Source organism: Demequina sp. NBRC 110054 (assembly GCF_002090115.1).
Lineage (GTDB): Bacteria > Actinomycetota > Actinomycetes > Actinomycetales > Demequinaceae > Demequina.
Window position 1 is genome coordinate 1,233,840 of record NZ_BBRK01000004.1, and the last position, 26,302, is coordinate 1,260,141.

The 26,302-nt window shown below is 71.3% G+C and carries 27 protein-coding genes; 17 read left to right on the forward strand and 10 right to left on the reverse strand.

What is annotated here, in order from left to right:
* The first annotated feature begins 47 nt into the window (after positions 1 to 47).
* From B7K23_RS05685 to B7K23_RS05695, 3 genes are all read left to right on the forward strand, one after another.
* The gene (locus B7K23_RS05685) at positions 48 to 1,178 is read left to right on the forward strand and encodes a hypothetical protein (RefSeq protein WP_084125394.1); all 1,131 of its coding nucleotides are present in this window, start codon (positions 48 to 50) and stop codon (positions 1,176 to 1,178) included.
* A 1-nt stretch (position 1,179) separates the two neighbouring features.
* A complete protein-coding gene (locus B7K23_RS05690; RefSeq protein WP_084125395.1) occupies positions 1,180 to 1,503 on the forward strand; it encodes a hypothetical protein in 324 nt (107 codons plus the stop codon).
* Between the two features lie 150 nt (positions 1,504 to 1,653).
* Positions 1,654 to 1,932, forward strand: coding sequence for a YkvA family protein (locus B7K23_RS05695; protein WP_084125396.1), 279 nt, complete (start codon positions 1,654 to 1,656; stop codon positions 1,930 to 1,932).
* 63 nt (positions 1,933 to 1,995) lie between these two features.
* Here B7K23_RS05695 and B7K23_RS05700 read toward each other — a convergent pair whose 3' ends face one another.
* The 5 genes from B7K23_RS05700 to B7K23_RS05720 form a co-directional block, all read right to left on the reverse strand.
* Positions 1,996 to 2,202: a hypothetical protein gene (locus B7K23_RS05700; RefSeq protein ID WP_143338108.1), complete on the reverse strand. Its 207-nt coding sequence runs from the start codon at positions 2,200 to 2,202 to the stop codon at positions 1,996 to 1,998.
* A gap of 37 nt (positions 2,203 to 2,239) precedes the next feature.
* The gene (locus B7K23_RS05705; RefSeq protein ID WP_200809771.1) at positions 2,240 to 2,740 is read right to left on the reverse strand and encodes a GNAT family N-acetyltransferase; all 501 of its coding nucleotides are present in this window, start codon (positions 2,738 to 2,740) and stop codon (positions 2,240 to 2,242) included.
* Between the two features lie 23 nt (positions 2,741 to 2,763).
* Entirely contained in the window at positions 2,764 to 3,480 is a 717-nt protein-coding gene (locus tag B7K23_RS05710) for a hypothetical protein (protein WP_143338109.1), read from the reverse strand.
* 77 nt (positions 3,481 to 3,557) lie between these two features.
* Positions 3,558 to 5,663, reverse strand: a complete 2,106-nt coding sequence (acs, locus tag B7K23_RS05715) for an acetate--CoA ligase (protein WP_084125399.1) — start codon at positions 5,661 to 5,663, stop codon at positions 3,558 to 3,560.
* A 91-nt stretch (positions 5,664 to 5,754) separates the two neighbouring features.
* Positions 5,755 to 6,588: an HAD family phosphatase gene (locus B7K23_RS05720; RefSeq protein ID WP_084125400.1), complete on the reverse strand. Its 834-nt coding sequence runs from the start codon at positions 6,586 to 6,588 to the stop codon at positions 5,755 to 5,757.
* A 242-nt stretch (positions 6,589 to 6,830) separates the two neighbouring features.
* Here B7K23_RS05720 and B7K23_RS05725 point away from each other — a divergent pair, with 242 nt between their 5' ends.
* The 5 genes from B7K23_RS05725 to B7K23_RS05745 all read left to right on the forward strand — a co-directional run bounded on the left by B7K23_RS05725 (position 6,831) and on the right by B7K23_RS05745 (position 9,835).
* A complete protein-coding gene (locus B7K23_RS05725; RefSeq protein ID WP_375730874.1) occupies positions 6,831 to 7,880 on the forward strand; it encodes a TadA family conjugal transfer-associated ATPase in 1,050 nt (349 codons plus the stop codon).
* A complete protein-coding gene (locus B7K23_RS05730; RefSeq protein ID WP_084125401.1) occupies positions 7,877 to 8,827 on the forward strand; it encodes a type II secretion system F family protein in 951 nt (316 codons plus the stop codon). Before B7K23_RS05725 ends, B7K23_RS05730 begins: the two co-directional genes overlap by 4 nt.
* Before the next feature lie 131 nt (positions 8,828 to 8,958).
* Positions 8,959 to 9,171, forward strand: a complete 213-nt coding sequence (locus tag B7K23_RS05735) for a DUF4244 domain-containing protein (RefSeq protein WP_084125402.1) — start codon at positions 8,959 to 8,961, stop codon at positions 9,169 to 9,171.
* Positions 9,172 to 9,221: 50 nt separating this feature from the next.
* Positions 9,222 to 9,497, forward strand: a complete 276-nt coding sequence (locus B7K23_RS05740; RefSeq protein WP_084125403.1) for a hypothetical protein — start codon at positions 9,222 to 9,224, stop codon at positions 9,495 to 9,497.
* The gene (locus tag B7K23_RS05745; protein WP_143338110.1) at positions 9,494 to 9,835 is read left to right on the forward strand and encodes a helicase; all 342 of its coding nucleotides are present in this window, start codon (positions 9,494 to 9,496) and stop codon (positions 9,833 to 9,835) included. The genes B7K23_RS05740 and B7K23_RS05745 overlap by 4 nt, the downstream gene beginning before the upstream one ends.
* A 54-nt stretch (positions 9,836 to 9,889) precedes the next feature.
* Here B7K23_RS05745 and B7K23_RS05750 read toward each other — a convergent pair whose 3' ends face one another.
* From B7K23_RS05750 to B7K23_RS15440, 3 genes are all read right to left on the reverse strand, one after another.
* The gene (locus B7K23_RS05750) at positions 9,890 to 10,282 is read right to left on the reverse strand and encodes a VOC family protein (RefSeq protein WP_084125405.1); all 393 of its coding nucleotides are present in this window, start codon (positions 10,280 to 10,282) and stop codon (positions 9,890 to 9,892) included.
* Between the two features lie 214 nt (positions 10,283 to 10,496).
* Entirely contained in the window at positions 10,497 to 11,549 is a 1,053-nt protein-coding gene (locus B7K23_RS05755; RefSeq protein WP_084125406.1) for a hypothetical protein, read from the reverse strand.
* On the reverse strand, positions 11,546 to 11,818 hold the full coding sequence (locus tag B7K23_RS15440) for a hypothetical protein (RefSeq protein ID WP_143338111.1): 273 nt from the start codon (positions 11,816 to 11,818) through the stop codon (positions 11,546 to 11,548). The genes B7K23_RS05755 and B7K23_RS15440 overlap by 4 nt, the downstream gene beginning before the upstream one ends.
* Before the next feature lie 157 nt (positions 11,819 to 11,975).
* On the opposite strand from B7K23_RS15440, the gene B7K23_RS05760 reads away from it, so the two are divergent.
* A complete protein-coding gene (locus B7K23_RS05760; protein WP_084125407.1) occupies positions 11,976 to 13,304 on the forward strand; it encodes an ion channel protein in 1,329 nt (442 codons plus the stop codon).
* A 65-nt stretch (positions 13,305 to 13,369) separates the two neighbouring features.
* Positions 13,370 to 13,858, forward strand: coding sequence for a hypothetical protein (locus B7K23_RS05765; protein ID WP_084125408.1), 489 nt, complete (start codon positions 13,370 to 13,372; stop codon positions 13,856 to 13,858).
* Positions 13,859 to 13,876: 18 nt separating this feature from the next.
* Here the strand turns inward: B7K23_RS05765 and B7K23_RS05770 are convergent, their stop codons facing one another.
* Positions 13,877 to 15,715 (reverse strand): hypothetical protein, encoded by a 1,839-nt coding sequence (locus tag B7K23_RS05770; protein ID WP_143338112.1) that lies wholly within the window; start codon positions 15,713 to 15,715, stop codon positions 13,877 to 13,879.
* Positions 15,712 to 16,263: an RNA polymerase sigma factor gene (locus B7K23_RS05775; protein WP_084125410.1), complete on the reverse strand. Its 552-nt coding sequence runs from the start codon at positions 16,261 to 16,263 to the stop codon at positions 15,712 to 15,714. The genes B7K23_RS05770 and B7K23_RS05775 overlap by 4 nt, the downstream gene beginning before the upstream one ends.
* Positions 16,264 to 16,438: 175 nt before the next feature.
* Here B7K23_RS05775 and B7K23_RS05780 point away from each other — a divergent pair, with 175 nt between their 5' ends.
* From B7K23_RS05780 to B7K23_RS05810, 7 genes are all read left to right on the forward strand, one after another.
* A complete protein-coding gene (locus B7K23_RS05780; protein ID WP_084125411.1) occupies positions 16,439 to 18,733 on the forward strand; it encodes a sodium-translocating pyrophosphatase in 2,295 nt (764 codons plus the stop codon).
* Between the two features lie 320 nt (positions 18,734 to 19,053).
* Positions 19,054 to 20,598 (forward strand): MFS transporter, encoded by a 1,545-nt coding sequence (locus tag B7K23_RS05785; RefSeq protein WP_084125412.1) that lies wholly within the window; start codon positions 19,054 to 19,056, stop codon positions 20,596 to 20,598.
* The gene (locus tag B7K23_RS05790) at positions 20,595 to 22,049 is read left to right on the forward strand and encodes a M20/M25/M40 family metallo-hydrolase (protein ID WP_084125413.1); all 1,455 of its coding nucleotides are present in this window, start codon (positions 20,595 to 20,597) and stop codon (positions 22,047 to 22,049) included. Before B7K23_RS05785 ends, B7K23_RS05790 begins: the two co-directional genes overlap by 4 nt.
* A 34-nt stretch (positions 22,050 to 22,083) precedes the next feature.
* Complete coding sequence (locus B7K23_RS05795; RefSeq protein WP_234996430.1) at positions 22,084 to 23,661, forward strand: methyltransferase; 1,578 nt, start codon at positions 22,084 to 22,086, stop codon at positions 23,659 to 23,661.
* A 43-nt stretch (positions 23,662 to 23,704) separates the two neighbouring features.
* Positions 23,705 to 24,055 carry an iron chaperone gene (locus B7K23_RS05800; protein WP_159451326.1) on the forward strand — a complete coding sequence of 117 codons (351 nt, stop codon included), beginning with the start codon at positions 23,705 to 23,707 and terminating at the stop codon, positions 24,053 to 24,055.
* A gap of 143 nt (positions 24,056 to 24,198) precedes the next feature.
* The gene (locus B7K23_RS05805) at positions 24,199 to 25,236 is read left to right on the forward strand and encodes an anaerobic ribonucleoside-triphosphate reductase activating protein (protein WP_084125415.1); all 1,038 of its coding nucleotides are present in this window, start codon (positions 24,199 to 24,201) and stop codon (positions 25,234 to 25,236) included.
* Positions 25,237 to 25,573: 337 nt separating this feature from the next.
* Positions 25,574 to 26,269 carry a hypothetical protein gene (locus tag B7K23_RS05810; protein ID WP_084125416.1) on the forward strand — a complete coding sequence of 232 codons (696 nt, stop codon included), beginning with the start codon at positions 25,574 to 25,576 and terminating at the stop codon, positions 26,267 to 26,269.
* The last annotated feature ends 33 nt before the right edge of the window (positions 26,270 to 26,302 follow it).

A 26,302-nucleotide genomic window follows, 5' to 3' on the forward strand; every position in this document is an offset into this window, starting at 1 on the left:
CCTTCAGGCATGGTCGCGGACCGGACCGCGGCTCGAGGGGAGACCTGATGGCAGACGACGACGCGACGTCGGCGGAGCCAGGGTCTGACCCGCCGCCAGCGCCGTTCGTCGCGCCGGGTCCGCAGCCGGCCGTCCCCGACGCGCTGCCGACCGGCTGGAGCCCCGAGCCCGTGACCCAGGTGGATCCGGCCCTGCCCGCGGCCAGGCCCCTCCCCGGGGCCGCCCCGGCGCCGGCCGCCGCATCGTCCCCGTTCTCTGCCACGTACTCGGCCCCCGCTGCGTACCAGGCGCCCGCATCGTCCCCCGGCCTCGCCTCGTCCCCCTCCGCGGGCCTGCCGGTCGGGGGCGCGACCGCGCCCTGGGAGGCGCAGGCCTGGGCCCCGGTGCCGGAGAAGCAGCGCAGCGCTTTCGGCCTGGTCGGGCTCGTGCTCGGAGTCCTCGCGCTGCTGTCGACGCTGGTCCTCGGCGCCTTCGTGCTTGCGGCCTGGCTTCTCGCGTTCCCCGCGATCATCCTCGCGATCGTCGGCTTCGCGAGGTCCAAGGATCGCAACGGCCTGCCGATCGCGGCGCTGCTCTCGGGCATCGCGGCGATCGTCGTCTCGACGGCGATCTTCGCGTTCTCGGTCGTCGACGGCATCGGCGACGTGATCGAGGCCGCAGACGACTGGGTCGGCTCGCCTCGCGGCGCCTTCGACGAGGACGGCAACCGCGGCGTCGGCACGCTCGAGGAGCCCGCCCCCGTGGGCGAGACCTTCTCCTACGACGCGTCCTTCGACGGCGAGGACGCGACCGTGTGGGACGTGACCGTGAACGGCTACGTGGACCTCCCCGAGCAGGATGAGTTCGCCGAGGGCTGGTGCGTCGCCGTGGTGGGGAGCATCGTCCCGACCCACGTGATCGAGGGCGAGGCCACCTCGTGGTGGATCGACACCCCGGACGTCGTCGTGATGATCGACGACGAGGCCCAGTACGGCTACGGCGGTTGCGACGTCTCGGGCGTCGAGGACGCCGGCTACCGGCACCTGTGGGAGGCCGAGGTCCCCGAGGGCGAGACCTACGACTTCTACTACGAGCTGTGGATCCCCGCGGAGACGCAGGGCGACATCCAGGCGATCGTCGTCGGAGACCCGGACTCCGAGGGTGCGGCGTTCATCCAAGCGGTCAAGGTGGAGGAGTGACATGAGCGACCTCGAGAGCGTCCAGGAGCGCGGGGTGCACGTCGCGTGGCGCGTCGCGTCCGCGATCGTCGCGCTCGCGACGCTCGGCGCCACCGCGTGGCTCGTGCTGCGCGCGCTGTCCTATGAGGACACGACCGCGACCGGCGCCGACGCGTACATGAGCGGCGACCTCATCGGTCTGTCCGCTGGGGGGATGCTCGTGCTCGGCGTCGGCGCTGGCATCGCCACGGGGCTGTGGCGCGGGCGGCTGTGGGCCAAGGTGGTGCTCATCGGATCGCTCGTGCTCGCCGGCGCGCTCGCGTACTACCTTTACGGTCGCGCCTGAGTCTCGCGGGGAATCCCCGCCGCCGCGGCCGCGTTGTCGTCACCCGGTGCCGCGACTCGCCGTTCCCTCGCGGGACCGGACGACGCGGGTTACCGTGGAGTTCCGCCGCCCCGGGGTGGGGTGGGCAGGCGATTCGAGGGAGGTGTCCTCATGTGGTGGAGATTCGCTCAGGCAGTGCGTCGTGGAGAGCATCGGCTCTCGATCACGACATGGCTCACCGCCGTCACGGCGGTGCTGTACACGCTGCTTCCCATCGACCTGATCCCCGAGCTCTTCCTGGGGCCGTTCGGATTCATCGACGACCTCGGGCTGTGGGGAGTGTTCCTGATGCTCGCGACGCGCGAGAAGAACGAGTGGGAGCTGCGCTGGAAGGGTGAGGCGCGCGTCGTCGACGCCGAGGGCCCCTTCGTGGATGCCGAGGTCGTCTGACCTGGGTCGTCTCGCGCCGGCCGGGTCGGTCAGGTGCGGTCGTGCCGGCGTGAGCCCGTCCGGTCAGTCCCGCTCGTCGAGGATGTCGTCCGCCTCATCGCTCTCCACGATCTGGAGGGACTGCGTCGTCGTCGCGGCCTCGCGGCCCTGAGGGGTCTCGCTCGCCGAGGCCGCCGAGGCGCCGCCCACCGAGAGTCCTGCAGCGGCGCCGAGCGCCACGGCGCGCATCGTGGTGCGGTGGACGACGGACATGCGACGGGGAACCGGCATGAGGACTCCTTCGTAGGCGCCGCGCGGATCGCGACTCTCACCCCTCCAACGCGTTCTCCGCCCCATCTGTTTCCACGCGAATCGTGAAGTACCGCGAGTGAGGATCCTCCGTGTAGTCCGAGAACGGGCCGGTCGGCGCGAACCCGGCGCGCTCGTAGAGCCGGTGGGCCGCGGAGAAGTACTCATGCGTGCCGGTCTCGAGGCTCACCCGCGCGTATCCGCGCGCCTGCGCGAGCCGGAGCAGCTCGGCCAGGATGGCGCCGGCGACGCCCCTGCCGCGCGCGGGCGACGCGGTGCGCATCGACTTGAGCTCGCCGTGACCGGGGTCGAGCTCGGCGAGAGCGCCCACGCCCAGGAGGGCGCCCGCATCGTCCCTGGCCGCGAGGAAGGCGATGTCCGCGCGCTGGAGGCGCGAGACGTCAAGGGCGTGGACCGACTCGGGCGGCGAGGTGTCGCGCATGTCGTCGAGGTGCTCCTCGAGCAGGGCGACGATGTCCGGCGTGGCCGGGTCCTCGGGGACGATGTGCATGCTGAGCATGCTCCCACTTCCGTGGGCTGTGATCAGTCCTGATATGCAGGCGGAGCGGCGGACGACTCGCCCGAGGGTGACGAGAGCACCATCGAGAAGCCCGGCTCGGCGCCCTCCGCGACCTTGACCGTCACGGTGTGCACGGTGACGTCGAGGTCGGAGGGCGTCGCGGTGGTCCACGAGGCGGTGAAATCGCCCGCGTCGCGGGTCAGGGACGAGTCGACGGGGCAGCCTCCCGTGAGCGTCCAGGAGCCCCCGTCCGGGTAGGCGGGGTCCGCGTCGTCGCAGTCCTCGAGCGCGGTCGCGTAGGAGTCGTAGACATTGCTCTGCACGGGCGCCGTCATCTCGATCGCGACTGACGCCGAACCCGTGGGAGCAGAGTCGACCTCGGTCCATGGGGCGGCGGACCAGCCACCCTCAGTGGTCCAGTACGCCGTCACCGAGGCCTGGTAGTAGTCCCCGTCGGGGTCCTCGTCGGGCATGCGAGCGATCTGGATGCAGGCGTCGAGTGAGCCGTTCCTCGCGGTCTCGACGGCCAGCAGCGGGATCGTCTGCGGGTCCTCGGACCAGGAGGTGCCGGTGCAGCCCCACGCGACGAGATCGGCTCCGTTGACACTCTCGATCGCGGAAGCCTTGTCGTCGTCCGGTGCCGCCTCCGCCTCGGGTGTCTGCGCGACCAGGGTCCGGGCGCCGAACCAGCCGCCCGCCACGAGCGCGACCGCGGCGACCGTCACTACCGTCTTCTTCACGTGCTGCCCCTCTGACGCGCACCCCCTGCGCGCGTGAGGGTGACGCTAGCACCTTGGTGGCACTGAGGGTCGCGACCTCAGTCCGCCTTGCCGCTCGCGAGCCCGTCCTTGATCGCGTCCATGACGCTCGAGTCCGCGAGCGTCGTCACGTCGCCGACGGGTCGGTTCTCGGCCACGTCGCGCAGCAGGCGCCGCATGATCTTGCCCGAGCGCGTCTTCGGCACCTCGGACACCACGAGGATGTCGCGCGGCTTGGCGAGTGGGCCGATCTCCTTGCGCACATGCGTGCGGAGCGCATCGGCCACCGCGGAACCGTCGTCCGGCACCCCCTCCGCATCGCCCCGCACGATGACGAAGGCGACCACCGCCTGGCCAGTGATCTGATCCGTCGCGCCGACGACCGCCGCCTCCGCGACCCAGGGGTGCGCGACGAGCGCATGCTCGATCTCGGTGGTCGTGAGCCGGTGCCCCGACACGTTCATCACGTCGTCCACGCGGCCCAGGAGCCACAGGTCGCCGTCGATGTCGCGCTTCGCGCCGTCCCCCGCGAAGTACATCCCGTCGAAGCGGTTCCAGTACGTGCGCGCGAAGCGGGCCCTGTCGCCCCAGATGCCTCGCAGCATCGACGGCCACGGCTCGCGGATCACGAGGTAGCCGCCCTCGCCGCCGCGCACCGAGCGGCCCTCGTCGTCCACGACGTCCGCCGCGATGCCCGGCATCGCGGTCATCGCCGAGCCGGGCTTGGTCGAGGTCACGCCGGGAAGCGGGGAGATCATGATCGAGCCGGTCTCGGTCTGCCACCACGTGTCCACGATCGGGCAGCGCTCGCCGCCGATCACGCGCCGGTACCACATCCATGCCTCGGGGTTGATGGGCTCGCCCACGCTTCCGAGCAGCCTCAGCGAGCTGAGGTCGAAGCCGTCCGGGATCGACTCGCCCCACTTCATGAAGGTGCGGATCGCCGTGGGCGCCGTGTAGAAGATCGTGACGCCGTACTCCTGGATGATCTCCCACCATCGTCCCTGGTGAGGGGTGTCGGGCGTGCCCTCGTAGAGCACCTGGGTCGCTCCGTTGATCATCGGTCCGTAGACGATGTAGGTGTGCCCGGTGATCCAGCCGACGTCGGCCGAGCACCAGTAGACGTCCGTCTCGGGCTTGAGGTCGAACACGATGCGGTGGGTGTGGGCGGCGCCCGTGAGGTAGCCGCCGGTCGAGTGCCACAGGCCCTTGGGCGCGCCCGTCGTGCCCGAGGTGTAGAGGATGAACAGCGGGTGCTCGGCATCGACCCACTCGGGCTCGTGCGCCGCGGGCTGCGGGTCGACGACGTCGTGCCACCAGACGTCGCGCTCGTCGGTCCACTCGGTTGGCTGGCCCGTGCGCTGGACCACGAGGACATGCTCCACGGACGATGCGAAACCCGGGTGGGCGATCGACGGGGTCAGGGCCTCGTCGACCAGGGGCTTCAGGGCCAGGTGGGAGCCGCGCCGGTTGCCGCCGTCGGCGGTGATGACCAGCTTGGCCTCCGCATCGTCGATGCGCTGGCGCAGGCTCGCGGCGCTGAAGCCGCCGAAGACGACGGAGTGGATCGCGCCGATGCGCGCGCAGGCCAGCATCGCGACCACGGCCTCGGGGATCTGGGGGAGGTAGATCGCAACCCGGTCGCCCTTGCCGACGCCGAGGCTCAGCAGCCCGTTGGCCGCCTTCTGCACGCGCTCGTGCATGTCGGAGTACGTGAGGGTCTGAGTGTCCCCCGGCTCGCCGACGAAGTGGAAGGCGACGCGAGAGCCGCGGCCCTCGCGCACATGCCGGTCTACCGCGTTGTCGCACGCGTTGAGGACGCCGTCGTGGAACCAGCGGGCGACGGGCGCATCGGACCAGTCGAGGATCTCGGTGAACGGCTCCTTCCACGCGAGCCGGCGCGCGGCCTCCTTCCAGTACTCGAGCCGATCGACGTCGGCCTTCTTGTACTCGTAGGCGGTCGCGTTGCTGTGTGCGGCGAACGAGGCGAGCGGCGCGAAGCTGCGCCGCTCGGTGTGGAGGTTCTCGAGCGTCACGTGGTGGCGCGGGTCGTGGGGCCGTTCGGGCGACTGCGGTGCGCGATCGGCGGCGCCGGTGGTGCCGGCGTTCGAGCTCGGGGACTCGGGGAGGACGGACAGTGGGGACTCATGGACGTCGTTGGCCATGCCCGTCAGGCTAAGTGATGCGTCAAGGCTTCGCCAGGGTTTGTTAAGGGGCCTGGTAGATCAGGTCAAGGGGCGTGTCGCTGGGTCCGCGTCAGGCCTCGTCGGGCTCGACCGCGCGCTTGGCCGCGCGATACATCCACGCGCCCACGCACACGCCCGCCGCGATGAGGACCAGGGTGAGGAGCACGGACTTCTGCGCCGCATCGTCCCTGAGCTCGACGGGCTTGTGGAAGCGGAGCATCCCCCACCCGTTGTCGACGGCCGCGCGGCGCAGCGCGCGGTCGGGGTTGACCGCGAAGCCGTGACCGACCGCCGAGAGCATCGGCACGTCCGTGATCGAGTCGGAGTACGCGTAGCTTCCGGGCAGGTGGTAGCCGCGCCGCTCCGCGAGGTCCTTGATCGCGTCCGCCTTCGCCTGCCCGTACATGTAGCTCGTGATGCCGCCCGTGTACTTGCCGTCGGCGACCTCGAGCGTCGAGGCGAGGATCCCGTCGGCGCCGAGCAGGTCCGCGATGGGCTGCACGACGTCCTCGACGGACGCGCTGACGATGATCACGTCGCGGCCGTTGAGCTGGTGGCGGCGGATGAGGTCGAGCGCCTCGGCGTAGACCACCGGGTCGATGTGCTCGTGGACGGTCTCCTCGACGATCCCGCGGACCTTCGCGACGTCCCAGCCGGCGATGAGCTCGCTCAGGGCGTCGCGCAGGCGGCTGGTCTGACGCTCGTCGGCGCCGCCGATCTGGAACAGCAACTGCGCATATGCGGCCCGGACGGCATCGGTCCTGGTGAGGAGGCCCTCGGACAGGAACGACCGGCCGAACGCGGACGACGAGCTCGTCGCGATGATCGTCTTGTCCAGGTCGAAGAACGCGGCCGTGCGCACGGGCTTGCGCGGTGCCTGCTTGGAGCGGTGCCTCACGGCCATGGGGAGCCTCCTTCGATGCACACAGCGTATCCGGGAGAGAAGCGAACGGGCCCGACCGGCGGGGTGTCCACATCCCTCCGGGCGGGCCCGCCCACGTCAAGAGTACGGGGCCCGGGCCGTGGGCGGCGGGCCCTTCGGCCCCGGCGCGGGCGCGTCGTCCCCGGGTCGCTCCATCGCGCTGGTTCTCCACCGTTGTCCACCCGGCCTCGGGTGGCGCGCGCACGCCGCGGGACGCTGGTGCCGTGCCCGCCGTTCCCGACGCCTCCTCGATGGACGATGCGCCGGGTTGGGCGGGCGCGCTCGGCCCGTTGCTCGCGCTGCCAGGGGTGACGGACGTGCTCGTGAATGGGCCGGCGGACGTGTGGGTCGACCGAGGGGAGGGATTGGAGCGGGCGGATCTCGGGGTGAGGGCCGCGCTCGCGACGCCGGGGGCGGTGCGGGATCTCGCGGTGCGCCTGGCCTCGCTCGCGGGACGGCGCCTGGACGATGCGGCGCCTTGCGTGGACGCGAGGCTCCCCGATGGCTCGCGCCTCCACGCGGTGCTGCCCCCGGTGGCGGACGGGTGCGCGGCGCTGTCCCTCCGGCGCCTGCGCGCGGCGGCGCTGGATCCGCGCGAGCTCGTCGCGAGTGGCATGGTGACCGCCTCGGGGATGGCCGGGCTGCTCGGGCTCGTGAAGGGGAGGGCGTCGCTCCTCCTCACGGGCGCGACCGGATCCGGGAAGACCACGCTACTGACCGCGCTGCTGTCGCTCGCCTCGCCGACCGAGCGGATCGTCGTCATCGAGGAGGCCGGCGAGGTCGCTCCTGATCATCCGCACGTCGTGCGGCTCGTCGAGCGCAGGGCCAACGTCGAGGGGGCGGGAGCGGTGCCGCTGTCAGCGCTGGTGCGCGAGGCGCTCAGGATGCGGCCGGACCGGGTCGTCCTGGGCGAATGCCGCGGCGCCGAGCTGCGCGAGGTGCTGCTCGCCTTCAACACCGGCCACAGGGGAGGGCTAGTGACGATGCACGCGAACTCCGCGGGCGATGTGCCCGCGCGGCTCACGGCCCTCGGCGCGCTCGCGGGCATGGGGGCCGAAGCGGTCGCGCTGCACGCCGCGGCGGCCTTCGACGCGGTGATCCACTTGGCGCGCGGCCCGGACGGCGTGCGGCGGGTGGTCCAGACCGCCCGCCTCGTGCTCGACGACGGGCGGCTCGCGGTGGTGCCGCTGGAGCCGTCGGCGTTGGCTGTGACGTCGGTGGGTTCGACGCCGTTGCCCGTGCGCGCTTCATCCTTCGAGGCGGGTGAACGGTGAGGCGGCGACGCGGAGAGGCCCCGCCGTGGGACGTCGACGCTCCCGCGGAGGTGCGGGCCCCTGCGCTGTCGACCGCCGCGGGCCTGCTGCGCGCGGGCGCCCCACCCGCGACCGCGTGGGCCGCAGCGGGGCTCGGGGCTCCTGGCCCCGACGGCGTGCCAGGGGGCGCGAGCCTCGAGCTCGCCGCCGCGGCAGTGCTCGCGCACACCGCCGGCTGCCCCCTCGCTCCCACGGTCGAGGCGCTCGCCGAGCGGCTCGCCGACGCCGAGGACGCTGCCGCGCGCGCCGAGGCCGGGGCCGCAGGCGCGCGACTGTCGGCGCGGATCCTCGGCTTCCTGCCGGTCGTCGGGGTGGCGTTCGCCGCGATCATCGATCCGGGCGCGGTGGTGTGGCTCATCCGCAACGCCCTCGGGCTCTCGTGCCTGGTCGCCGGGGTGCTGCTCACGCTGATCGGCCGCCGGTGGCTGAACCGGATGGTGCGCCGCGCGACGGCCCCGCCGTCGCGCGAGGAGGCCGCAGTGCCCTTCGCCCTCATGCTCACCGAGGTCGCCGTCGGTGCGGGGGTGGACGTGCGCGGTGCGCTCGCGGGCGTGGGGGAGGCGCTTGCGGAGATGGCCCCGGGGTCGGCAGCCGCGCTCCGTGACGTCGCAGATCGGCTCGCCGACGGCGAGCGCTGGGACCTCGCGTGGGAGGGAGCGTCCGGGCGGCTCGATCCGCTGTGCGAGGCGCTGCGGTGGTGCTGGATCGCGGGAGGTGCGCCCGGCCCGGCCCTGCGCTCCGCCCGCCTCTCGCTCGAGCGCGCCGAGGCATCGTCCCGCGAGGCGCGGGTCGCCGAGCTCGAGGTGCGCGTCGCCCTGCCGCTGTCCCTGTGCCTGCTGCCCGCGTTCGTCCTCTTGGGTGTGGTGCCGATGCTCGCGGCGGTGGCCGCGGGTGCGGGGCTGGGGTGAGGTGGGCGCACCTGCGCCGCGCGTCTTCCACAGTCCACGCCGCTTGCGGGACAGTCCACCGAGCGGTCACTCGCTCCCCGATGCCGTGCCGCTTGGAGCGAGCCTGGGGGTGCCACGAGAGAGGAGCCGAGATGGCGGATCAGGAACTGCAGTCGAAGGGAACGCGCGAGGTCTGCGAGGCACACGAGGAGGGGCGCTGGAGGGATGACGGCATGGCCACCGTCGAGTACGCGATGGTGACGGTCGCCGCGGCGGCCTTCGCGGGCGTGCTTGCGGTGCTCGTGCGGTCCGACGAGGTGCGCGAGCTCCTCGCGGGCGTCATCCGTGGCGCGTTCGGGGGGTGAGGGGCGCCCGTCGCGATGACGGGTCGGCGGCCGTCGAGCTGGCGGCCGCCATGCCCGCCGTCGTCCTGCTGCTCGGTGCGGTTGCGGCAGCGGGTGTGTGGGGTGCGGCTCAGGTTGCTGCCCAGCAGGCCGCGGGTGCGGCTGCCCGAGCGGTGCTCGTGGGCGAGCCGGGACAGGCGGCGGCCGAGGCGGCCGGCGCGGTCGGCGGTGGCGCGTCGGTCGTCGTTGCTGAGACCCCGGGCCGGATGACGGTCACGGTGAACGTCCCCGCGGGCGGGTGGCTTCCGGACGCCGTCGCGAGCGTGATGCTCGTGGACGCCCCATGAGGTCACGGCGCGATGAGGGCTCCGTGGTGCCGCTCGTGACCGGCCTGGTCGCCGTGGGTGCGGCACTCGCGCTTGCGGTCGCGTCCCTCGCGGGTGCCCTGGCTCGCGAGGCCAGGGCACAGGCGGTCGCGGACGCGGTGGCGCTGCAGGCTGCGTTCGCGCAGAGGCGCGACGGAGAAGGCTGCGCGTCTGCGGCATCGGCTGCTTCCGCGAACCAGGCACGGCTCGTGGCGTGCCGCTCGAGTCAGGACGGAGACGTCACCGTGGAGGTTCGCCTGGGGTCCGGAGCACTCGGGGCGGGCGCGTCGGCGCGCGCGGGTCCCGCGTTCCCTCGGTGACGGAACGACGGTGACGGGGGCATCGGTGCCGGCGCGCGGGAGACAGCGGCGATCTCAGGAGCCGCCCTCGGCCTGCATCGCGCTCAGCCAATTCCCGGCTGGGTCCTTGAACCACAGCGTGGACGGCATGCGGCCCTCGGGGTCGCGCGCCACGCCATCGTCATCGCTGAAGTCCATGGCCTCCAGGGTGACGCCGGCGCCGCGGAGGGCGACCGCGAGCGTCTCGACGTCGTCAACCCTGAACATCAGCACGGTGTGAGACGCGGGCACGTGGTCGGGCTTCTCATAGATCAGCGTCTCGCCGCCGTGAGGGTGGTGGAGCCACACCATCTGCCCCATGGTCTCGTCGAGCGTCGCGTCGAGCCCGAGCGCGTCGCGATAGAACTCGAGGGCTCTTGCCGCCGAGTCGGTGGAGAAGCTGCCGAAGGGTGTGCTGTGGCCGAGCATCGCGGAAGGCTCACACTTCTCGGCCTGTCGCGGGTTCAGCGGCGTCGCGGGGGCGGTCGGTGTGGGTCCGGTTCATCATGGTCGCTCCTCATCGAGCTGGGTCCCGCCGCCGGGGTGCAGCGGTCGCCTTTCCAGTGTCCGCTATGGATGCAGAGTCCGCGCGGGGGTATCGGCAGATCCGGGCCCAGAGTTCGGATTCTGGTCGAGGTGCGGATCACGCGGCCTGGTCGATGGCCTCCACGTTGCCCTGGTCGGTCGCGACTGTGAGCCTCACCGGCCCTGGACACACATCGCTCGGCACGGTCACAATCTCCCACGCGTCGTCTTCACGGGAGAGGGCGATGACGGGGATACCGTCCTCTCGAGCATCCTCGGCACACGAGTCCTCCAACAGGTAGCCGTAGGTCTCGAACCCGGCTTCGTTCAATTGAAGAACAGCTGCAGTCGGGCTCTGTGGTGCGGCCGCGCTTGATTCCTGCCCGGGGGCGGTCGGGTTCACCGCCCATGCGAATGCGCAGATGCCGATCGCCGCTAGAGTAGATCCTCCGAACGCGAGCCATGCGCCCCTGCTGAAGCGTGCGCGCGTCCGCTGGTATTGGAGGCGGTCGGTGACGCGTTGGGCGCCGGTGTGGAAACGGCGAAGCTGGGTCTCGTTGACCTTCCGGAGCTTCTCCAAGCGCTCCACCTCGGCCGCAAGCGGCGCCGAGGTCTCCGGGTCCGATGCGCCCGATGCCGCGATCTTCGCCGCGTGCAAGTCGTCGAGGGTGGAGTAATAGACGGCACGCGCGTCCTCAAGAGCGGTCCACAGCGCCTTGAAGTCTGCTGTGCCCATGTTCAGGCTCGTGTCGAAGTCCACCAGCTCAAGTACCGTCGCCTGCACCTTGTCCGGTCGCGGGCGCGTGAGCTCGTGCAGATCGTGGAAGTCCGCAACGACAGGCTTCTTCAGCGTGTAGAAGAGGAAGAGGAGCCACAGCACTCCGGCTACAGCCGACGTCACACCCCCGAGCGCAATCCAGAACCGCGCGCCATCGGATGCGGACATCGTGCCCACGCTCGATATCTGCGTGCCCGCGAGCATGACGGTCGCCGCGGCAGCGAGGCCACCGATCAGCCACGAGATCGCGGTCCGCCAACTATCGAGTCCGGTCTGATAGGCCGATTCCTCTGGGCCCTGCGGGGGCTCATCCTCTTCGCTGCTCTTCGGTTCGGCCAGGCCATGGATCAAGACCCGGGCCGCGTCCCGGAGGTTCTGCAGCAGCGCGTTCATGGAGTCGTCGGCCCTTGCTCGCCTTCCCGGAGTATCTCGACAACGCCGCGATCCAGGTGGAGATCGGCTGTGATCGATTCCCGCAGCGAATCGCCGACGTCGTCATCTGAGGCGCCTTCGATGGTGACTCGCCTGAGCGTGTCGAGCTCGTGTTCCTGCATGTACTTGCGAAGAACAGAGACGGCCTGCTCGCGACTCAGTGATGCCCTGACGATCACGTCGTCGGGGCCCGCGAAGCCGGATCTCACCAATGGCGGATCGACGCTCATGGCAACCCCCCTCGGTAGAGCCACGCATCTCGATGTTAAGTCAACTACCCGGATCGTGCAGGGGGACGGCGAGGCAGCGCAAAAACAATCCGTCGCCTGTTTCGCTGGAGCTCGAGCCACCTGGTAGGCGGGTGGTGTCTGCTCTAGGCTCGCGAGCGTGAGCACCTCTCCGCACCCCAGCCCCAAACAGCTTCTTGCGCTGTCGGTGCCCGCTCTCGCGGTCGGTGTGCTGTCGGGCCTGCTCCTCGCAGGAATCGACGTCATCGCCGAGGAGCTCGAGCACGTGCTGTGGGACTCGATCCCCTCCTCGCTCGGGATCGGCGAGGACGCCCACTGGTGGGCGCTCGTGATCCTCACGACCATCGGCGCCCTGGTGGGACTGCTCATCTGGAAGGTGCCGGGGCACGGCGGCCACGACTCGGCGACCGTCGAGCTCTTCGCGCCGGTGCTCAAGCTCAGCGCGCTGCCCGGCGTCGCGATCGTGCTCATCCTGGGCCTCGCGGGTGGCGTGAGCCTCGGTCCCGAGAGTCCGATCATCGCGATCGACGTCGCCCTGACAATCTGGCTGCTCGGCAAGATCGCCCCCGGCATCGGCCCGCAGGGCGCGTTCATGCTCGCGGCCGCCGGCATGCTCGGCGCGATGTTCGGCACGCCCGTCGCCGCTGCGCTGCTCATGACCGAGCTGGTCGCGGCCGCGAAGCGCGGTGGGCTCCTCTGGGACCGCCTGTTCGGACCCTTGATCGCGGCCGGCGCCGCGACGATCACGATGCAGCTGCTGCACGCGCAGTCGTTCAACCTGGGGCTGCCCGAGTACACCGACCCGCGCCTCATCGACCTGGCCACCGCATCGGCCGTCGCTCTGCTCGCCGCGGTCTTCGGACTTGCCGCCTCGTACGCCATGCCGCCCCTGCACGCGGCCTTCCGCAGGCTCAAGCACCCGCTCGCCTACGCGACGGTCGGTGGCATCGTCCTGGGACTGCTCGGATGGCTCGGAGGCCCGCTCACGCTCTTCAAGGGCGCGAAGGAGACCGGCGAGCTGATCGCGCAGATCGACTCGTTCGGCACCTGGGAGCTGCTCGGCCTCGCCGCCATCAAGACGGCGGCGCTCATCGTCGCCGCCGCCGCGGGCTTCAGGGGAGGCCGCATCTTCCCCGCGGTCTTCATCGGCAGCGCCGCGGGCCTGTTCGGCTACGCGCTGCTCCCCGACATGCCGCTCGCGCTCGCGGTCGCCGCGGGCGTGCTCGGCGCCGTCCTCGCGATCGGGCGCAACGGCTGGCTCGCGCTGTTCATGGCCGCGATCTTCGGCGGCTCCATGGCGAGCCTCTCGGTCCTCACGATCGCACTCCTGCCGGTGTGGCTGATCGTGGCCCGCGCGCCCGAGATGCTCGTGGGCCACGGCGAGCCCGAGTCGATGGACGAGCGCGACGCGTCCTACATGGATCCCCACGACCCGGAGTCCGCCGAGGCAGGGCCGACCAAGCCCTAGCGTCGCGCTACAGTCCTCTCACCCGATGTCGGCGAGGGCCGGAGCGTGGTGCAGAGGGGGTTCCTGTGACGTACGTGGGGGAGATCGAGCCGGCCTACGGCCCGTACCGGCGCCTGCAGCTCGGCGCCGCGCGCCGGACAATGCTTCAGCTCGCCTTCGTCATCACCGCGCTGATGGCGGTCGTCGGAGCGGTGCAGGGAGGCATCCTCGGTGTTCTCAGCACCGTTGTCGCGGCCGTCATCGTGTGCGCCGTCATCGGCTACCCGGGGCTTGAACTCCTGATCTGGGTGAACTGGCGCCGCGCGCGGCCGAGCACAGGCGCCCCAGCGCGCTACGAGGTCGGTCCGACCGTCAGTTTCGTGACCGATGACACTCGGATGGACTTCCAGCTCTCGGCGCTGCGCAGCGCGCGCGCGTTCCGCGACGGATGGTTCCTGCAGTTCCGTGGAAACTCGGTAGCGCTCGTGGTTCCCCGCGCCGCGTTCTCCTACGAGGACGCGATCGCGATCGACGCACTGCTGCTGCGCGAGGTCAAGCTCGCCGGCAAGCGCTGACCCTCAGCCGGTCGCGGCTCAACTGGTGATGACGCGCACGTCGCCGAGCGACGTCCACACCGTGAGCTCGAGCCACTCGTAGTCGTACTCGCCGCCGTCGTACTCGGGCTCCACGGCGATGGTCTCGACGTTCACGTCCGCGTCGGTATCGGTGCCGCCGCCCGCCGCGCCCTCCTCGATCCAGGTCTCCTCGACCGCGTCGTCGACCGCGGGCAGGTCGTAGTCCTCCGAGGAGTAGACCCCTGCGGTCTCGAGGTAGATCGACCGCTGGTCGAGCACGGTGTACGTGCCCGCGGGCAGGTCCGAGGTGTAGTCGCACGTGTCGACGTCGCGCCACAGGTACGTGCCGCCGACGGTCGAGCCGGGCTCGAGGTAGCCGTCCGAGTACGCGGGCATGATCTCGATCGACGCGGCGTCGCCGGACTCGGCGCCGAGCGCGACATCATCGGCCATCCACACCTCGCCGTAGCGGTCGGTGGAGGCTGGGTAGGCCTGAGCGATCACGCGCCCGTCCTGGACCAGCAGCAGGTTCGGCTGCGCGTCCGACCAGTACGGCACCGTCCACTCGGACACGTTGTTCACCTGGGACGTCATCTCGGGGTTGCCGTCCACGACCCAGCCGTAGCTGACAGGGAGCACGGAGGGTGCGGCCACGTCGACGTCGAGCAGGTCGATCACTGCGGACTCCGCGGGGAAGGTCGACTCCTCGTCGTCGTAGGAGCACCCGTACCAGGAGCGCTCCCACAGCGAGCCGTCGTCGTCCTCGCTGTCGCTCGTGAGGACCACGCGCTGAGAGCCCGCCGCCATGTCCCACTCGCCCGCGAGATTCTCCTCGTACAGCGAGCGCGCGATGTCGGGGGTGAGCAGGTCGTCGTAGGTCACCGTCGGGGAGGCCGTCGGGTCGTCTCCGCCCAGGTAGTCGGCGAAGGGCTCGTCGACCGGATCGCCCTCGACCGTGAAGCCCAGAGCGTCGGAGACAATGCGGAAGCCCTGGTCGGACGCGATCCCGCTCGAGGCGGCGCCGGAGTCCGAGGAGCCCGATGAGGTCACGGCATCGTCCGGGGCGACGGTCGGCTCGACCGGCTCGGCCACGCCGTCCTCCTCGGAACCGGTGGTCTCGTCGCTGTCGGTCGTCGCCTCCGGCACCGCCGTAGCGCTCGCCGACAGGTCGGGCTCGGGAAGCGGTTCGGTGGCCCAGAACTCCTGCGTGAACACCACCTCGTACTCGCCCGCGGGGATCGCCTCGCCGTCCCAGCAGTTCACGAGCTCGATCATGCCCGCGTCCGCGGTCGACTCGCCCTCGGTCAGCTCGATGATCTGGAGGTCGTCCGTGAAGGCGTTCGCCGGCCCCGGGTAGGTCGCCACGACGACGCCGTCCCACAGCACGTACGCATAGGTGAGCGGACGGCCGCTCTGGAGCGACACGTCCTCGAGAGCCGTCGTGGTGGCCTCGAAGCCGAGCGTGCCACCGGGTACGGCGTCGGACAGCATCTCCGCGGACAGCGACACCGTCGGCGTCCCGTACGCGAGGCCGTCCAGCGTCGTCCCGCACGAACCGGCGGCCAGCATCGCTGAAGAGGAATCCGACTCCGCGAGCGACTCGTCGCCGCCGAACCCGGAGTCCTCCGAGGCGGCGGTGTCTGCGGCGCTCCCCGAGGAGAGCCCGCCCAGGTGCGGCGCGAGCTGCACCGCGCCCAGCCCCAGCATCCCGACGCCCAGCACTGCCGCCGCCGTGAAACCCGAGGTCCGCATCGTCCTGCGGCGCTGCACCCGCCGCGCGGCCTCGACCGCCGACACGTGCACGCCGTCCACGGGTGCGCCGTCTGCCGCTCCGTGCAATGAATCTGAAAGCCTCATGATCCGCTCCTTCCTGACCGACCGGAGACCACGACGGTCTCGCTCGGTCGTTCCGCATCGTCGAGAGCGCCCAGCGTTCCTTCCAGGTGACCGATGGCATCGCTGAGGTACCGCTTGACGGTCCCCTCGGCGATCCCCAGCTCATGCGCGATGGCCGGGACCGTGAGGTCGTCGAAGTACCTCAGCACCACGCACGCACGCACCCGTGGTGGAAGGGTGCGCACCGCATCGTCCACGTCCGCGCCCACGTCGATGGGGCCGAACTCGTCGTCCCCGACCTCCTGGGTCTGGAACAGGTGGCGGACCTTCTGCCACCTCTGACCCCGTCGGTACTGGTCGATGTAGACCGTGGTGATCGCGCGCCTGACGTAGCCCTCGGCCTTGTGGATCTCCAGGCCCGGGCGGGGCTTGGAGAACGTCTTGACCAGGGCGTCCTGCACGAGATCCTGCGCCTGCACGGGATCGCCGCACACCAGGTAGGCGTAGCCCAACAGGGCGCGCTCGCGCTCTCGCACGAGCTGCTCCATCGTGCTCCGCCAGTCGGTCATCGTCGATCCCCTCGCAAGGCTGTCGGAAGGTGCTCTCGCAATGGTGACGCGTCCGGGGCCGAAAACGTTGGGGGCGCGCGTCAACTCATGCGACTCGAGGCATCGTCCCCTACAGTCGGGATACCGGACCCGCGGTGACAACGGAGTTCCTGCGGGTAGTCCCCAGGAGAGCGTCATGCACCTCGCCGCCGCCGAGACAGTCGAGCTCGGAACCTCAAGCCTTGTCATCGTGGTCGTCATCGGCCTCATCGCCGCCGCCGCGCTGCTGCTGTCGTGGACGCTGCGCCAACAGGTGCTCAAGGCGCGCGAAGGCACGGAGAAGATGCAAGAGATCGCGGGAGCGGTCCAGGAGGGTGCGTCCGCGTATCTGAACCGGCAGCTGAGGACGCTCGCCGTGTTCGCGGCCGTCGTCTTCGCCCTGCTGTTCCTGCTGCCGGGCGACGCCGGGGTGCGCGTCGGGCGGTCGCTGTTCTTCCTCCTCGGCGCGGGCTGCTCGGCGACCATCGGCTACATGGGCATGTGGCTCGCGGTGCGGGCCAACGTGCGCGTCGCGTCCGCGGCGACCGAGGATGACGGGCGCGCCAAGGGCGCGAAGATCGCGTTCCGCACGGGCGGCGCCGTGGGCATGGGCGTCGTCGGCCAGGGGCTCGCGGGCGCCGCCGCGGTGGTGTTCCTGTTCCGCGAGGACGCGCCCGCGGTGCTCGAGGGCTTCGGCTTCGGCGCCGCGCTGCTCGCGATGTTCATGCGCGTCGGCGGAGGCATCTTCACCAAGGCGGCCGACGTCGGGGCGGACCTGGTCGGCAAGGTCGAGCAGCACATCCCCGAGGACGATCCCCGCAACGCGGCGACGATCGCCGACAACGTGGGCGACAACGTCGGCGACTGCGCCGGCATGGCGGCCGACCTCTTCGAGTCGTACGCCGTCACGCTCGTCGCCGCGCTCATCCTGGGCAAGGCGGCCTTCGGCGAGGACGGGCTCGTGTTCCCGCTCATCATCACCGCCGTCGGGGCGCTCGTCGCGACCGTCGGCATCTTCCTCACGAAGGTCCGGCGCGGGGAGTCGGGGCTCAAGGCGATCAACCGGGGCTTCTACACGTCCGCGCTGGTCGGCGCGGTGCTGTCGGCCATCGCGGCGTACGTCTACCTGCCGGGGTCCTTCGCCGAGCTCTCCGGGTCGCGGCTGGCTGACCTCGACGGCGACCCGCGCCTCATGGCCACGGTCGCGGTGTTCGTCGGCATCGGGCTCGCGGGCCTGATCCTGTGGCTCACCGGCTACTTCACCGACACCGCCGCGACCCCGACCAGGCGCGTGGCGCGCACGTCGCTGACCGGCGCCGCGACCGTCGTCCTCTCGGGCATCGGGCTCGGTCTGACCTCGGCCGTCTACACCGCGACCGTGATCGCCGGCGCGGTGGTCGTGCTGTTCTTCGTCGCGGGCTCGTCGATCCCGCTCGCGCTCTTCCTCGTGTCTTTGGCCGGCTGCGGCCTGCTCACGACCGTCGGCGTGATCGTCGCGATGGATACGTTCGGACCCGTGAGCGACAACGCGCAGGGCATCGCCGAGATGTCGGGCGAGGTCGACGAGGAGGCCGCGCAGACCCTCACCGACCTCGACGCGGTCGGCAACACCACCAAGGCGATCACCAAGGGCATCGCGATCGCCACGGCCGTGCTTGCCGCGACGGCGCTCTTCGGCTCGTACTCGGACGCGGTCGAGACGGCGCTCGCCTCTGCGGCCGCGGCTGCGGACTCGATCGACTTCGCGATCATCAGCCCGATGACTCTCGTCGGCGTGATCGTCGGCGGCGCGACGGTGTTCCTCTTCTCCGGCCTCGCGATCGACGCGGTGACCAGGGCGGCCTCGGCGATCGTGTTCGAGGTGCGGCGCCAGTTCCGCGAGATGCCCGGCATCATGACCGGGCAGCAGCGGCCCGAGTACGGCCGCGTCGTCGACATCTGCACGCGGGACTCGCTGCGCGAGCTCGCGACCCCGGGGCTCCTCGCCGCGATGGCGCCGATCTTCGTCGGCTTCGGGCTCGGCATCGGCGCGCTCGCGGGCTTCCTCGCCGGCGCGATCGGCACCGGTGTGCTCATGGCGGTGTTCCTCGCGAACTCGGGCGGCTCGTGGGACAACGCGAAGAAGATCGTCGAGGACGGCCACCACGGCGGAAAGTACTCGCCCGCGCATGAGGCGACGGTCATCGGCGACACGATCGGCGACCCCTTCAAGGACACCGCGGGTCCCGCGATCAACCCGCTCATCAAGGTCATGAACCTCGTGGCTCTGCTCATCGCGCCCGCGGTCGTGATGCTCAGCTACGGGGACGATGCGAACGCCTGGATCCGCTGGGGCATCGCGCTGATCGCGGCGGCGCTCGCGGTGGTCGCCGTGATGGCCGCCGAGCGCCGAGCGCACGCGGGCGACGTCGAGCACGAGGCGGACAAGGCCGCGGCCGCGACGACAGACTGACCCGGCCCCCGCATCGTCCCGGACATTCTCTCGCCTCGGCATGCCCGCCCCGGCATGCACTCCGCACGGATTCTCAGGTGACACGCGAGCGTGTCGCGGGATGGCGACGGCGTGGCGCCGGGGTGTCGGATCAGAATCCGTGCGGAGTGCATGGGGGAGGGACGATGCTCGGGCTGACTTGAGCTCGGACGATGCGGCAGCCCGGACGATGCGGAGTTGCTGGGGCGGCCGGTGGTGACCCGGTTCGGCCGCCCCGATTCCTTGCACATTCCCAAAGTTTGGACACACGTCCGAAACTCTGCGGTGCGAGAATCGCCCCCATGTCCCGCTCACGCGCTCCCCTTGCCGGGGTCGTCGGCGCCCTCGTGGTGGTCGAGGCGACTTCCGGAGTACTTCAGGGCTTCTACACGCCGCTGCTCACCGATGTGGCCCGCCATCTCGACATCCACGACTCGGACATCAACTGGTTCGAGGCCGCGCAGCTGTTGCTGAGCGCGATCGTCGTGCCGCTGCTCGCGCGCCTGGGCGACATGATCGGTCACCGCAAGGTGCTGATCGGCTCGCTCATCGTGACAGCCGCGGCGTCGTGGGGCATCGCGTTCGCGCCGTCGTTCTGGATGTTCACGCTGGTCTGGGCGATCCAGGGCTTCTACGTGGTGTGGCTGCCGATGAACGTGTCGATCATCCACGCGCGTGCGCGCAAGCATCCGAACACCGCGGAGCTCACCTCGAAGGGCGCGGGGCTCATCGTCATGGCCCTCGAGGCCGGCGCGATCGGCGGTGCGCTCGTCGCGGGCCAGCTCGGCGGCCTCCTGCCGCTGTGGATGACGCTGTCGGTCCCGGCCGTGCTCGTCACGATCGCGCTCGTCGTCGTGATCTTCAAGGTAGAGGACCCGGGCACGCGCGCCGGTGGTGCGATCGACACGACCGGCACCGTCCTGCTGTCCCTGTCGCTGCTCGCGATCACGGGAGGCCTCGCGCTCGCCCGCGTCAACGGCTTCACCCTCACCGTCCTGGCGGTCATGGCGGCCGGTGGCGCGCTCATGTGGTGGTTCATCCGCGTCGAGCTGCACAAGGACGACCCGGTCATCGACATGCGCCTCATCGCGCGCCCCACCGTGTGGCCCGTGATCCTCACCTCCGCGCTGTTCGGAGTCTCGGTCCTCGGCGCGCAGGGTCCGCTGTCCACCTTCGCGGGCACCGACCCCGCCGAGGTCGGCTACGGCCTCGGCCTGGACTCCGCATCCAGGTCCTATCTCATCGGCGCGTACGTGTTCTCGCTGCTGATCGGCGCGGGCCTGTACTCGCGGATCTCCCGACTCTTCCAGCCGAGGCCGGTGCTCATCGGTGCCTCGCTCATGGTCGGCGTCGGCTACCTGGCGCTCGTGCCGTTCCACGGCACCGTGACGATCGTGACCTCGCTCATGGTCTTCGCCGGCCTGGGCTCGGGCGCCCTCGTCGCCGCGCTGCCGGCGACCGCCGCGGCCGCCGCGCCACCGCACCAGACCGGCGTCGCGACGGGCCTCACGAACACCACGAAGACGCTCGGCGGCGCCTTCGCCTCGGCGATCTTCGCGCTCGCGCTCGCGAACGGCATCGACGAGGACAGCACGGCGGCCTCGCTGTCCGGCTATCAGACCGTGTGGGCCATCTGCGGTGTCACCGCGATCGTCGCGGTCGGCGCCCTCCTCACGGTCCCCAAGGTCGCCTTCACCAAGGCCGATCCGCAGGCGCAAGGTCTCGAGGGCACGTCCGACGCGCTCGCGCTCGAGGCCGTGGGTGGCGACGTCGTCGTGTCCCAGACCCTGCCGCAGGCCGAGAATGCCGACGCGTCCCCCGAGCCCGACCAGGAGGATCCGCGATGACGGAAACCGACTCATCGTCCCTGTTCCAGCTTCCCGACGGCGCGGGGGTCGACCCCGCCTCCGTGCCCGCCGTCGAGGCCTGGGCACCGGATGAGACCGGGACGATGCGGGGAGACGCCGAGGCGACGGCCGGTCGCCTGTCCGCGCTCGTGCAGATCCCGACGGTCACCCCGCCCGACACGGGCCCGCACAGCCCCGAGCTGGCCGAGATCTTCCTGCAGTTCCACGAGGCGCTCGGGCGCTTCTACCCGCGGCTGTGCGAGCACGAGATCGAGGAGATCGGCCGCGCCGGCCTGCTGATCCGCATCCCGGGAGCCGCCGCCGACAGGCCCGTCGTCCTCATGGCCCACCAGGACGTTGTCCCGATCCCCGACGACTGGCAGGCCGAGGGCTGGGAGCACGAGCCCTTCGCCGGCGTGATCCATGACGGCTGGGTCTACGGGCGCGGCACGCTCGACGACAAGGGCGCGCTCGTCGTCCTGCTCGACGCCGTCGAGTCGCTCCTTGCTGAGGGCTGGGTGCCCGCGCAGGACCTGTACCTGATGATGGGCGCCGACGAGGAGTCGTACGGCAGCTGTGTGATCGCGGGCACGAAGGTGCTCGAGGAGCGCGGCATCGCGCCGTGGCTCGTGCTCGACGAGGGTGGCGCCGTGACCCTCGGCGCGTTCCCCGGGCTCTCGTCGGAGGCCGCGGTGATCGGCGTGTCCGAGAAGGGCATCGCGTCCGTGCGCCTCGTCGTCGAGTCCGGCGGCGGCCACGCCTCGACCCCGCCCAAGGAGTCCGCACCCGGGATCCTCGCGCGGGCGCTGTCCCGCATCGAGAGGCACCCCCACCCGTCGTCCATGAACGACGTGTCCGTGGAGATGTTCGAGACCGTCGGCCCGCTCGTCGAGGGGGCCCTCGGCAAGGTGCTGTCGCGCGCCGGTGCGCTGCGTCCGCTGCTCACGAGGCTGCTGCCGCGCGTGAGCCCCGAGATGGCCGCGATGGTCCGCACGACCGCCGCGATCACCCAGCTCCAGGGCAGCCCCGGCCACAATGTCCTCGCGACGAGCGCAACCGCGATCCTCAACATGCGCGTCGCCGCGGGCTCGTCGGTCGCCGAGGCCGTCGCGCACGTGCGTAAGGTCGTGCGCGACGACCGCGTGACGATCGAGGTGCTCGAGTCGTATGAGCCGTCGCCCGTCTCGCCGTCGGGCTCCGACGAGCGCTGGACGCTGCTCAAGGAATGCGTCGCCGCGTCGTACCCCGAGGCCGTGACGCTTCCGTACGTGATGCTCGCGGCGTCGGACTCGCGCCACGTCGCGCGGATCGCTCCGGCGACGTACCGCTTCGCGCCGCTGCGGATGAACTCCGAGCAGCGCAAGGCGGTCCACGGGCCGAACGAGAAGGTCGAGGTCGAATCGCTCGGCCGCGGCGTGGAGTTCTACCGGGCGCTGCTGACCGGGATCTGAGCGGGGCAGATCGCACGCGGGTAGGCTCGCCCGCGTGAGTTTCAGCGACCGCAGCACGCCCGTGACCCTCGACTCGGAGGGTGCCGGGGACCTCCGCGCGGCGCTGGCGGACTGGACGGTCGACTCGGTCGCCGAGGCGCTCGGCGACCGCGCGATGCGGGCCTTCGACCGCGAGCAGATCGTCCCCGGGCTCCTCGCCGCCCGTGCGCTCGGTGGTGCGCCCGTCGCCACGCTGACCAGGCTCTTCATGCTCGGCGATCAGGTGCCGCGCTCCCAGGTGGACGATGCGCTGGGCGCCTTCGGCGTCGACGGTGCGGTCGCGTCGGGCCTGGTCGAGGCGGCGGGTGCGGGCGTGGACGATGCGGTGCGCGCGCTCGTGGATCTGCGCCCCACGGCCGCCGCCGGGGCGGACGGCGAGGCGACCGCGAACTGGTGGGTCGCCTCGGATCCCGGCGAGGCCGTGACGGGCGCGCGCCTGGCCGATGACCACGTGCTCGGCATAGGCGGCGCCTCGAACACGCTGGCCGGTGCGACCATGCGGACCCCGGTCGGGCGCGTGCTGGACCTCGGCACGGGCTGCGGCATCCAGGCGCTCCACGCGTCGACCCACGCCCAGAGCATCGTCGCGACCGACATCTCCCGCCGCGCGCTCGCGTTCGCCGCGTTCAACCGTGCGCTCAACGCGCCGCCCGCCGCGTGGGATCTGCGGCTCGGCTCGATGCTCGAGCCGGTCGCGGGCGAGGACTTCGACCTCGTCGTCTCCAACCCGCCGTTCGTCATCACGCCGCCCGGCACCCCGAGCTTCGGGTACCGCGACGGGCACGTCGGCGGCGACGGGCTCGTGGGTGCGCTCCTGCGCGAGGTCGGCGGCGTCCTGGCCCCCGGTGGCGTCGCCCAGCACCTCGGCAACTGGGAGGTGCCGCGCGGCGCGTCGTGGAGCGAGCGCGTGGGCGCCTGGCTCGACGCGTCCGAGGTGCCGCTCGACGCCTGGGTCATCCAGCGCGATCAGCTCGACGCCGCCGAGTACGCCGAGACGTGGCTGCGCGACGCCGGCGTCACCCCCGAGCGCGATCCCGCGGGGTTCCGCGCGGCATATGAGGCTTACCTCGCCGACTTCGATGCGCGCGGGGTCGAGGCGATCGGCTTCGGGATCGTGACGCTGCGCCGACCCTCGTCCGGATCGCCGACGCTGCGCCGTCTCGAGGAGCACGAGGGGGCCGTGTCCGGCCCGCTCGGCGCGACGCTGGCGACGGCGCTCGCCGCCCACGACTGGGTCTCGGGTCTCACGGACGATGCGCTCCTCGCCGAGCGCTACCTGGTCGCCGCGGACGTCACGAAGGAGACGTACGGCCGCGCGACCGAGCACGAGCCCGAGCACATCCTCATCCGCCAGGGCGGCGGGCTCGGCCGCGCGGTGCGGGCCGACACCGCGCTCGCGGGCTTCGTGTCGACGTGCGACGGCGAGCTCGCGGCCGGCCAGATCTCTGCGGCGCTCGCGGCCCTCCTGGACGTGCCCACGGCGACGATGAACGCCGGCCTCGCGGAGGCGCTGCATGGCCTCGTGACGGACGGGTTCCTGGTGCCGGTGGACGATGCGGGGGCGACGTCCTGACGTCGACGCGCGCTCTGCCTCCCGCCGCCCTACGGTGGACGGCATGACCGCAGCCGAAGTCGACGCGTACCTCGCCGGATACGAGGGAGCGCACCTCGCGACCATGACCGCGTTGAGGGAGATGCTCGCCGAGCTGCTGCCCGATGCCGACCAGGGGCTGTCCTACGGCGCTCCCGCGTTCCGGGTGCGCGGCAAGCTTGCGGCCGGCTTCTCCGCCGCGAAGAAGCACGTCACGTTCTTCCCGCACTCCGGGACCGTCCTCGAGGCGATGGATCCCGCCGTGCTCGAGGGCTTCACGTGGTCGAAGGGCGCCGTGCAGATCCCGCTCGACGCCGCTCCGCCGCGTGACCTGATCGCGGCCGTCGTGAGTGCACGGTTGGAGCAGATCTCCTAGGCCCTCGGCCCCACGTCGATGGCGTGTCACCGACCGACAATTGAGGGGCCGGGCGACCACGCCGGGACCCGGCGGGCTCCGCGGCGACCGCCGAGGGGTCCACCGCTCTGCGTCCCGCGACGCCGTCGATCAGGAGTCCCCCCATGACGCTCGACGCCACGCCCACCAGCTCGTCCGCCGCGCCCGCGCCGCGCCCCTCCGGGGATGCCGGGCGCGAGCGACCGCTGCATCGTCCGGTGTTCACCTCGGTCGAGAAGGCTCCCGTGCCGACGGGCGACCTCACTATCGACGAGGTGTGCGCGAAGGCCCGCGAGGAGTCTGAGCCCGTTGGCGCCGGCGAGCCCGCGCCGTCGGCGCCGGAGCCCGCGCCCGCCTCCGCCGCCCCCGCGGCCTCTCCCGCCAGTGCGACGGCCCCTGTCCCGCAGCCGCGCGCGAAGGCCGACCGGCTCCAGCTCAACTCGACCGACGCGGCGTTCCTCGGGATCGACAGCGGCTTCGATCCGAAGTACCTGGCGATCGCGGCGCTCACCTCGCCGAGCATCGAGACCTGGCCCGGCCACCTTGCATCGACCGTGCTGCTGCAGGGCTGCCCGTGGCGGTGCACCTACTGCTTCAGCCCGGACCTTCAGGACGCCCGCGCGGGCGGCACGCTCGAGTGGGCTGCCGTCGTGGAGGAGCTGCGCGCCCGCGTCGGCGAGAGCGACGCGGTGCTGTTCTCGGGCGGCGAGCCGACCCGTCAGGGCGCTCTGCCCGAGGCGATGAAGATCGCTCGCTCGATGGGCTACAAGGTCGGGCTGCAGACCGCGGGCGGATTCCCCGGCCGCTTCGGGGCAGCGCTCAAGGAAGCCGACTGGGTCGCGTTCGATGTCAAGGCCACGCCCGCGGGCTACGAGGCGATCACCCGCACTGGAGGGGGAGGGCGCCGCGCGTACGCCTCGCTCGACATGCTCGTGGCCTCGGGCGTCGAGTACGAGGTGAGACTGACCGTCGATCCGGTGACCCACACCCGGGACGACGTGCTCGCGACCGTCGTCGAGATCGAGCGACGCACGGGCAGGCCTCCCGTGCTGCAGCAGGTGAGCGCCGAGGGCGTGACCCCGACGTATGCCGAGGCGCTCGCCGGGCGATGCCTGGCCGACGTGCTGCCGGACGACGTCCGCCCCGACCTGGTGCGCCACTAGCGTCCCGCGGAGCGAGGGTGCATGAGGCTCCTCGCTCACGCGTCGAGGGGGAATCAGGGTGCGTGAGCATCCTCGCTCGCGCATCGACTCCGAACGAGGGCGCCTGACGTGCCCGGATCGGGTGCTCGCGCCGGCGATCCGCCGCGCCCGTCTCACCGCCCGTGACCACATTGTGACCCGGCCTCGGGACCTCCGTCCCGAGTCGCGTCGTCCCTGGTACCTAGGTCCTGGGAAGTGATCTCAAAGTCGGGAACAAGGTCCTTGGTGGACGTGTCAACCGGCTGGAAATGTGGACATCACAACGAAGTACGAACCCCGGAAGGAACCACCGATCATCATGGTCAAGAAGCTCAACATCCTCGGCGCATTCCTCGCGCTCGTCGGCGCCGCCTTCGTCGCCGCAGGCCTGTTCGCCTACTCGCAGGTCGCCGCCGGCGCGACGTCGCTGCAGGAGTTCTCCGCAGCCCAGAACGTCACCCTCTCCTACGACGAGGACGGCAACCTCCTCGACCACGGCACCACCGAGGGCGCCCAGGAGATCCTCGACCGCCTTGAGAACGAGTGGGGCTACGCCGTCGTCGCCTCCGACCTGGACCCCAACGACCCGATCGTGAACACCGCGACCGAGTACATGTACCAGATGGCCACGGTCGCCACCCACACGCTCGACAGCACCGTCACCGTCGTCCTGGACGAGGACTACGAGTACAACGGTGAGACCCTGCTCGCCGGCGAGTCCTACGAGATCGCCGTCGACGGCCGCTACTGGGCCGACTTCGACTACAGCAACCCGGTCGACGTGCAGGTCCGCAACGCCTGGAGCCCCACGGCCCACGCGCTGATCGCCGAGCTCGGCGTCGGCTCCGTGACCGCCTCGACCCTGCAGCTCGGCACGGGCATCTCGGCCTTCATCGGCGGCCTCGGCCTGGTGTTCATCGCCCTCGGCGCCGCCGCGGTGTGGTTCGCCTCGGGCCTCAAGAAGGAGTCGGTGGCACCGGTCGCCGCCGACGACAAGGAGCTGGTGAACGCGTAAGCGTCACAGCAATCTCTCCTGGGAGGGGTTCCG

Excerpts from the sequence above, each read along its gene's own strand:
- B7K23_RS05685 (WP_084125394.1), top strand. The coding sequence starts at position 48 with ATGGCAGACGACGACGCGACGTCGGCGGAGCCAGGGTCTGACCCGCCG.
- B7K23_RS05690 (WP_084125395.1), top strand. The coding sequence starts at position 1,180 with ATGAGCGACCTCGAGAGCGTCCAGGAGCGCGGGGTGCACGTCGCGTGG.
- B7K23_RS05695 (WP_084125396.1), top strand. The coding sequence starts at position 1,654 with ATGTGGTGGAGATTCGCTCAGGCAGTGCGTCGTGGAGAGCATCGGCTC.
- B7K23_RS05700 (WP_143338108.1), bottom strand. The coding sequence starts at position 2,202 with ATGCCGGTTCCCCGTCGCATGTCCGTCGTCCACCGCACCACGATGCGC.
- B7K23_RS05705 (WP_200809771.1), bottom strand. The coding sequence starts at position 2,740 with ATGCTCAGCATGCACATCGTCCCCGAGGACCCGGCCACGCCGGACATC.
- acs (WP_084125399.1), bottom strand. The coding sequence starts at position 5,663 with ATGGCCAACGACGTCCATGAGTCCCCACTGTCCGTCCTCCCCGAGTCC.
- B7K23_RS05720 (WP_084125400.1), bottom strand. The coding sequence starts at position 6,588 with ATGGCCGTGAGGCACCGCTCCAAGCAGGCACCGCGCAAGCCCGTGCGC.
- B7K23_RS05735 (WP_084125402.1), top strand. The coding sequence starts at position 8,959 with ATGGCGGATCAGGAACTGCAGTCGAAGGGAACGCGCGAGGTCTGCGAG.
- B7K23_RS05740 (WP_084125403.1), top strand. The coding sequence starts at position 9,222 with ATGCCCGCCGTCGTCCTGCTGCTCGGTGCGGTTGCGGCAGCGGGTGTG.
- B7K23_RS05745 (WP_143338110.1), top strand. The coding sequence starts at position 9,494 with ATGAGGTCACGGCGCGATGAGGGCTCCGTGGTGCCGCTCGTGACCGGC.
- B7K23_RS05750 (WP_084125405.1), bottom strand. The coding sequence starts at position 10,282 with ATGCTCGGCCACAGCACACCCTTCGGCAGCTTCTCCACCGACTCGGCG.
- B7K23_RS05755 (WP_084125406.1), bottom strand. The coding sequence starts at position 11,549 with ATGAACGCGCTGCTGCAGAACCTCCGGGACGCGGCCCGGGTCTTGATC.
- B7K23_RS15440 (WP_143338111.1), bottom strand. The coding sequence starts at position 11,818 with ATGAGCGTCGATCCGCCATTGGTGAGATCCGGCTTCGCGGGCCCCGAC.
- B7K23_RS05770 (WP_143338112.1), bottom strand. The coding sequence starts at position 15,715 with ATGAGGCTTTCAGATTCATTGCACGGAGCGGCAGACGGCGCACCCGTG.
- B7K23_RS05775 (WP_084125410.1), bottom strand. The coding sequence starts at position 16,263 with ATGACCGACTGGCGGAGCACGATGGAGCAGCTCGTGCGAGAGCGCGAG.
- B7K23_RS05780 (WP_084125411.1), top strand. The coding sequence starts at position 16,439 with ATGCACCTCGCCGCCGCCGAGACAGTCGAGCTCGGAACCTCAAGCCTT.
- B7K23_RS05785 (WP_084125412.1), top strand. The coding sequence starts at position 19,054 with ATGTCCCGCTCACGCGCTCCCCTTGCCGGGGTCGTCGGCGCCCTCGTG.
- B7K23_RS05790 (WP_084125413.1), top strand. The coding sequence starts at position 20,595 with ATGACGGAAACCGACTCATCGTCCCTGTTCCAGCTTCCCGACGGCGCG.
- B7K23_RS05800 (WP_159451326.1), top strand. The coding sequence starts at position 23,705 with ATGACCGCAGCCGAAGTCGACGCGTACCTCGCCGGATACGAGGGAGCG.
- B7K23_RS05805 (WP_084125415.1), top strand. The coding sequence starts at position 24,199 with ATGACGCTCGACGCCACGCCCACCAGCTCGTCCGCCGCGCCCGCGCCG.
- B7K23_RS05810 (WP_084125416.1), top strand. The coding sequence starts at position 25,574 with ATGGTCAAGAAGCTCAACATCCTCGGCGCATTCCTCGCGCTCGTCGGC.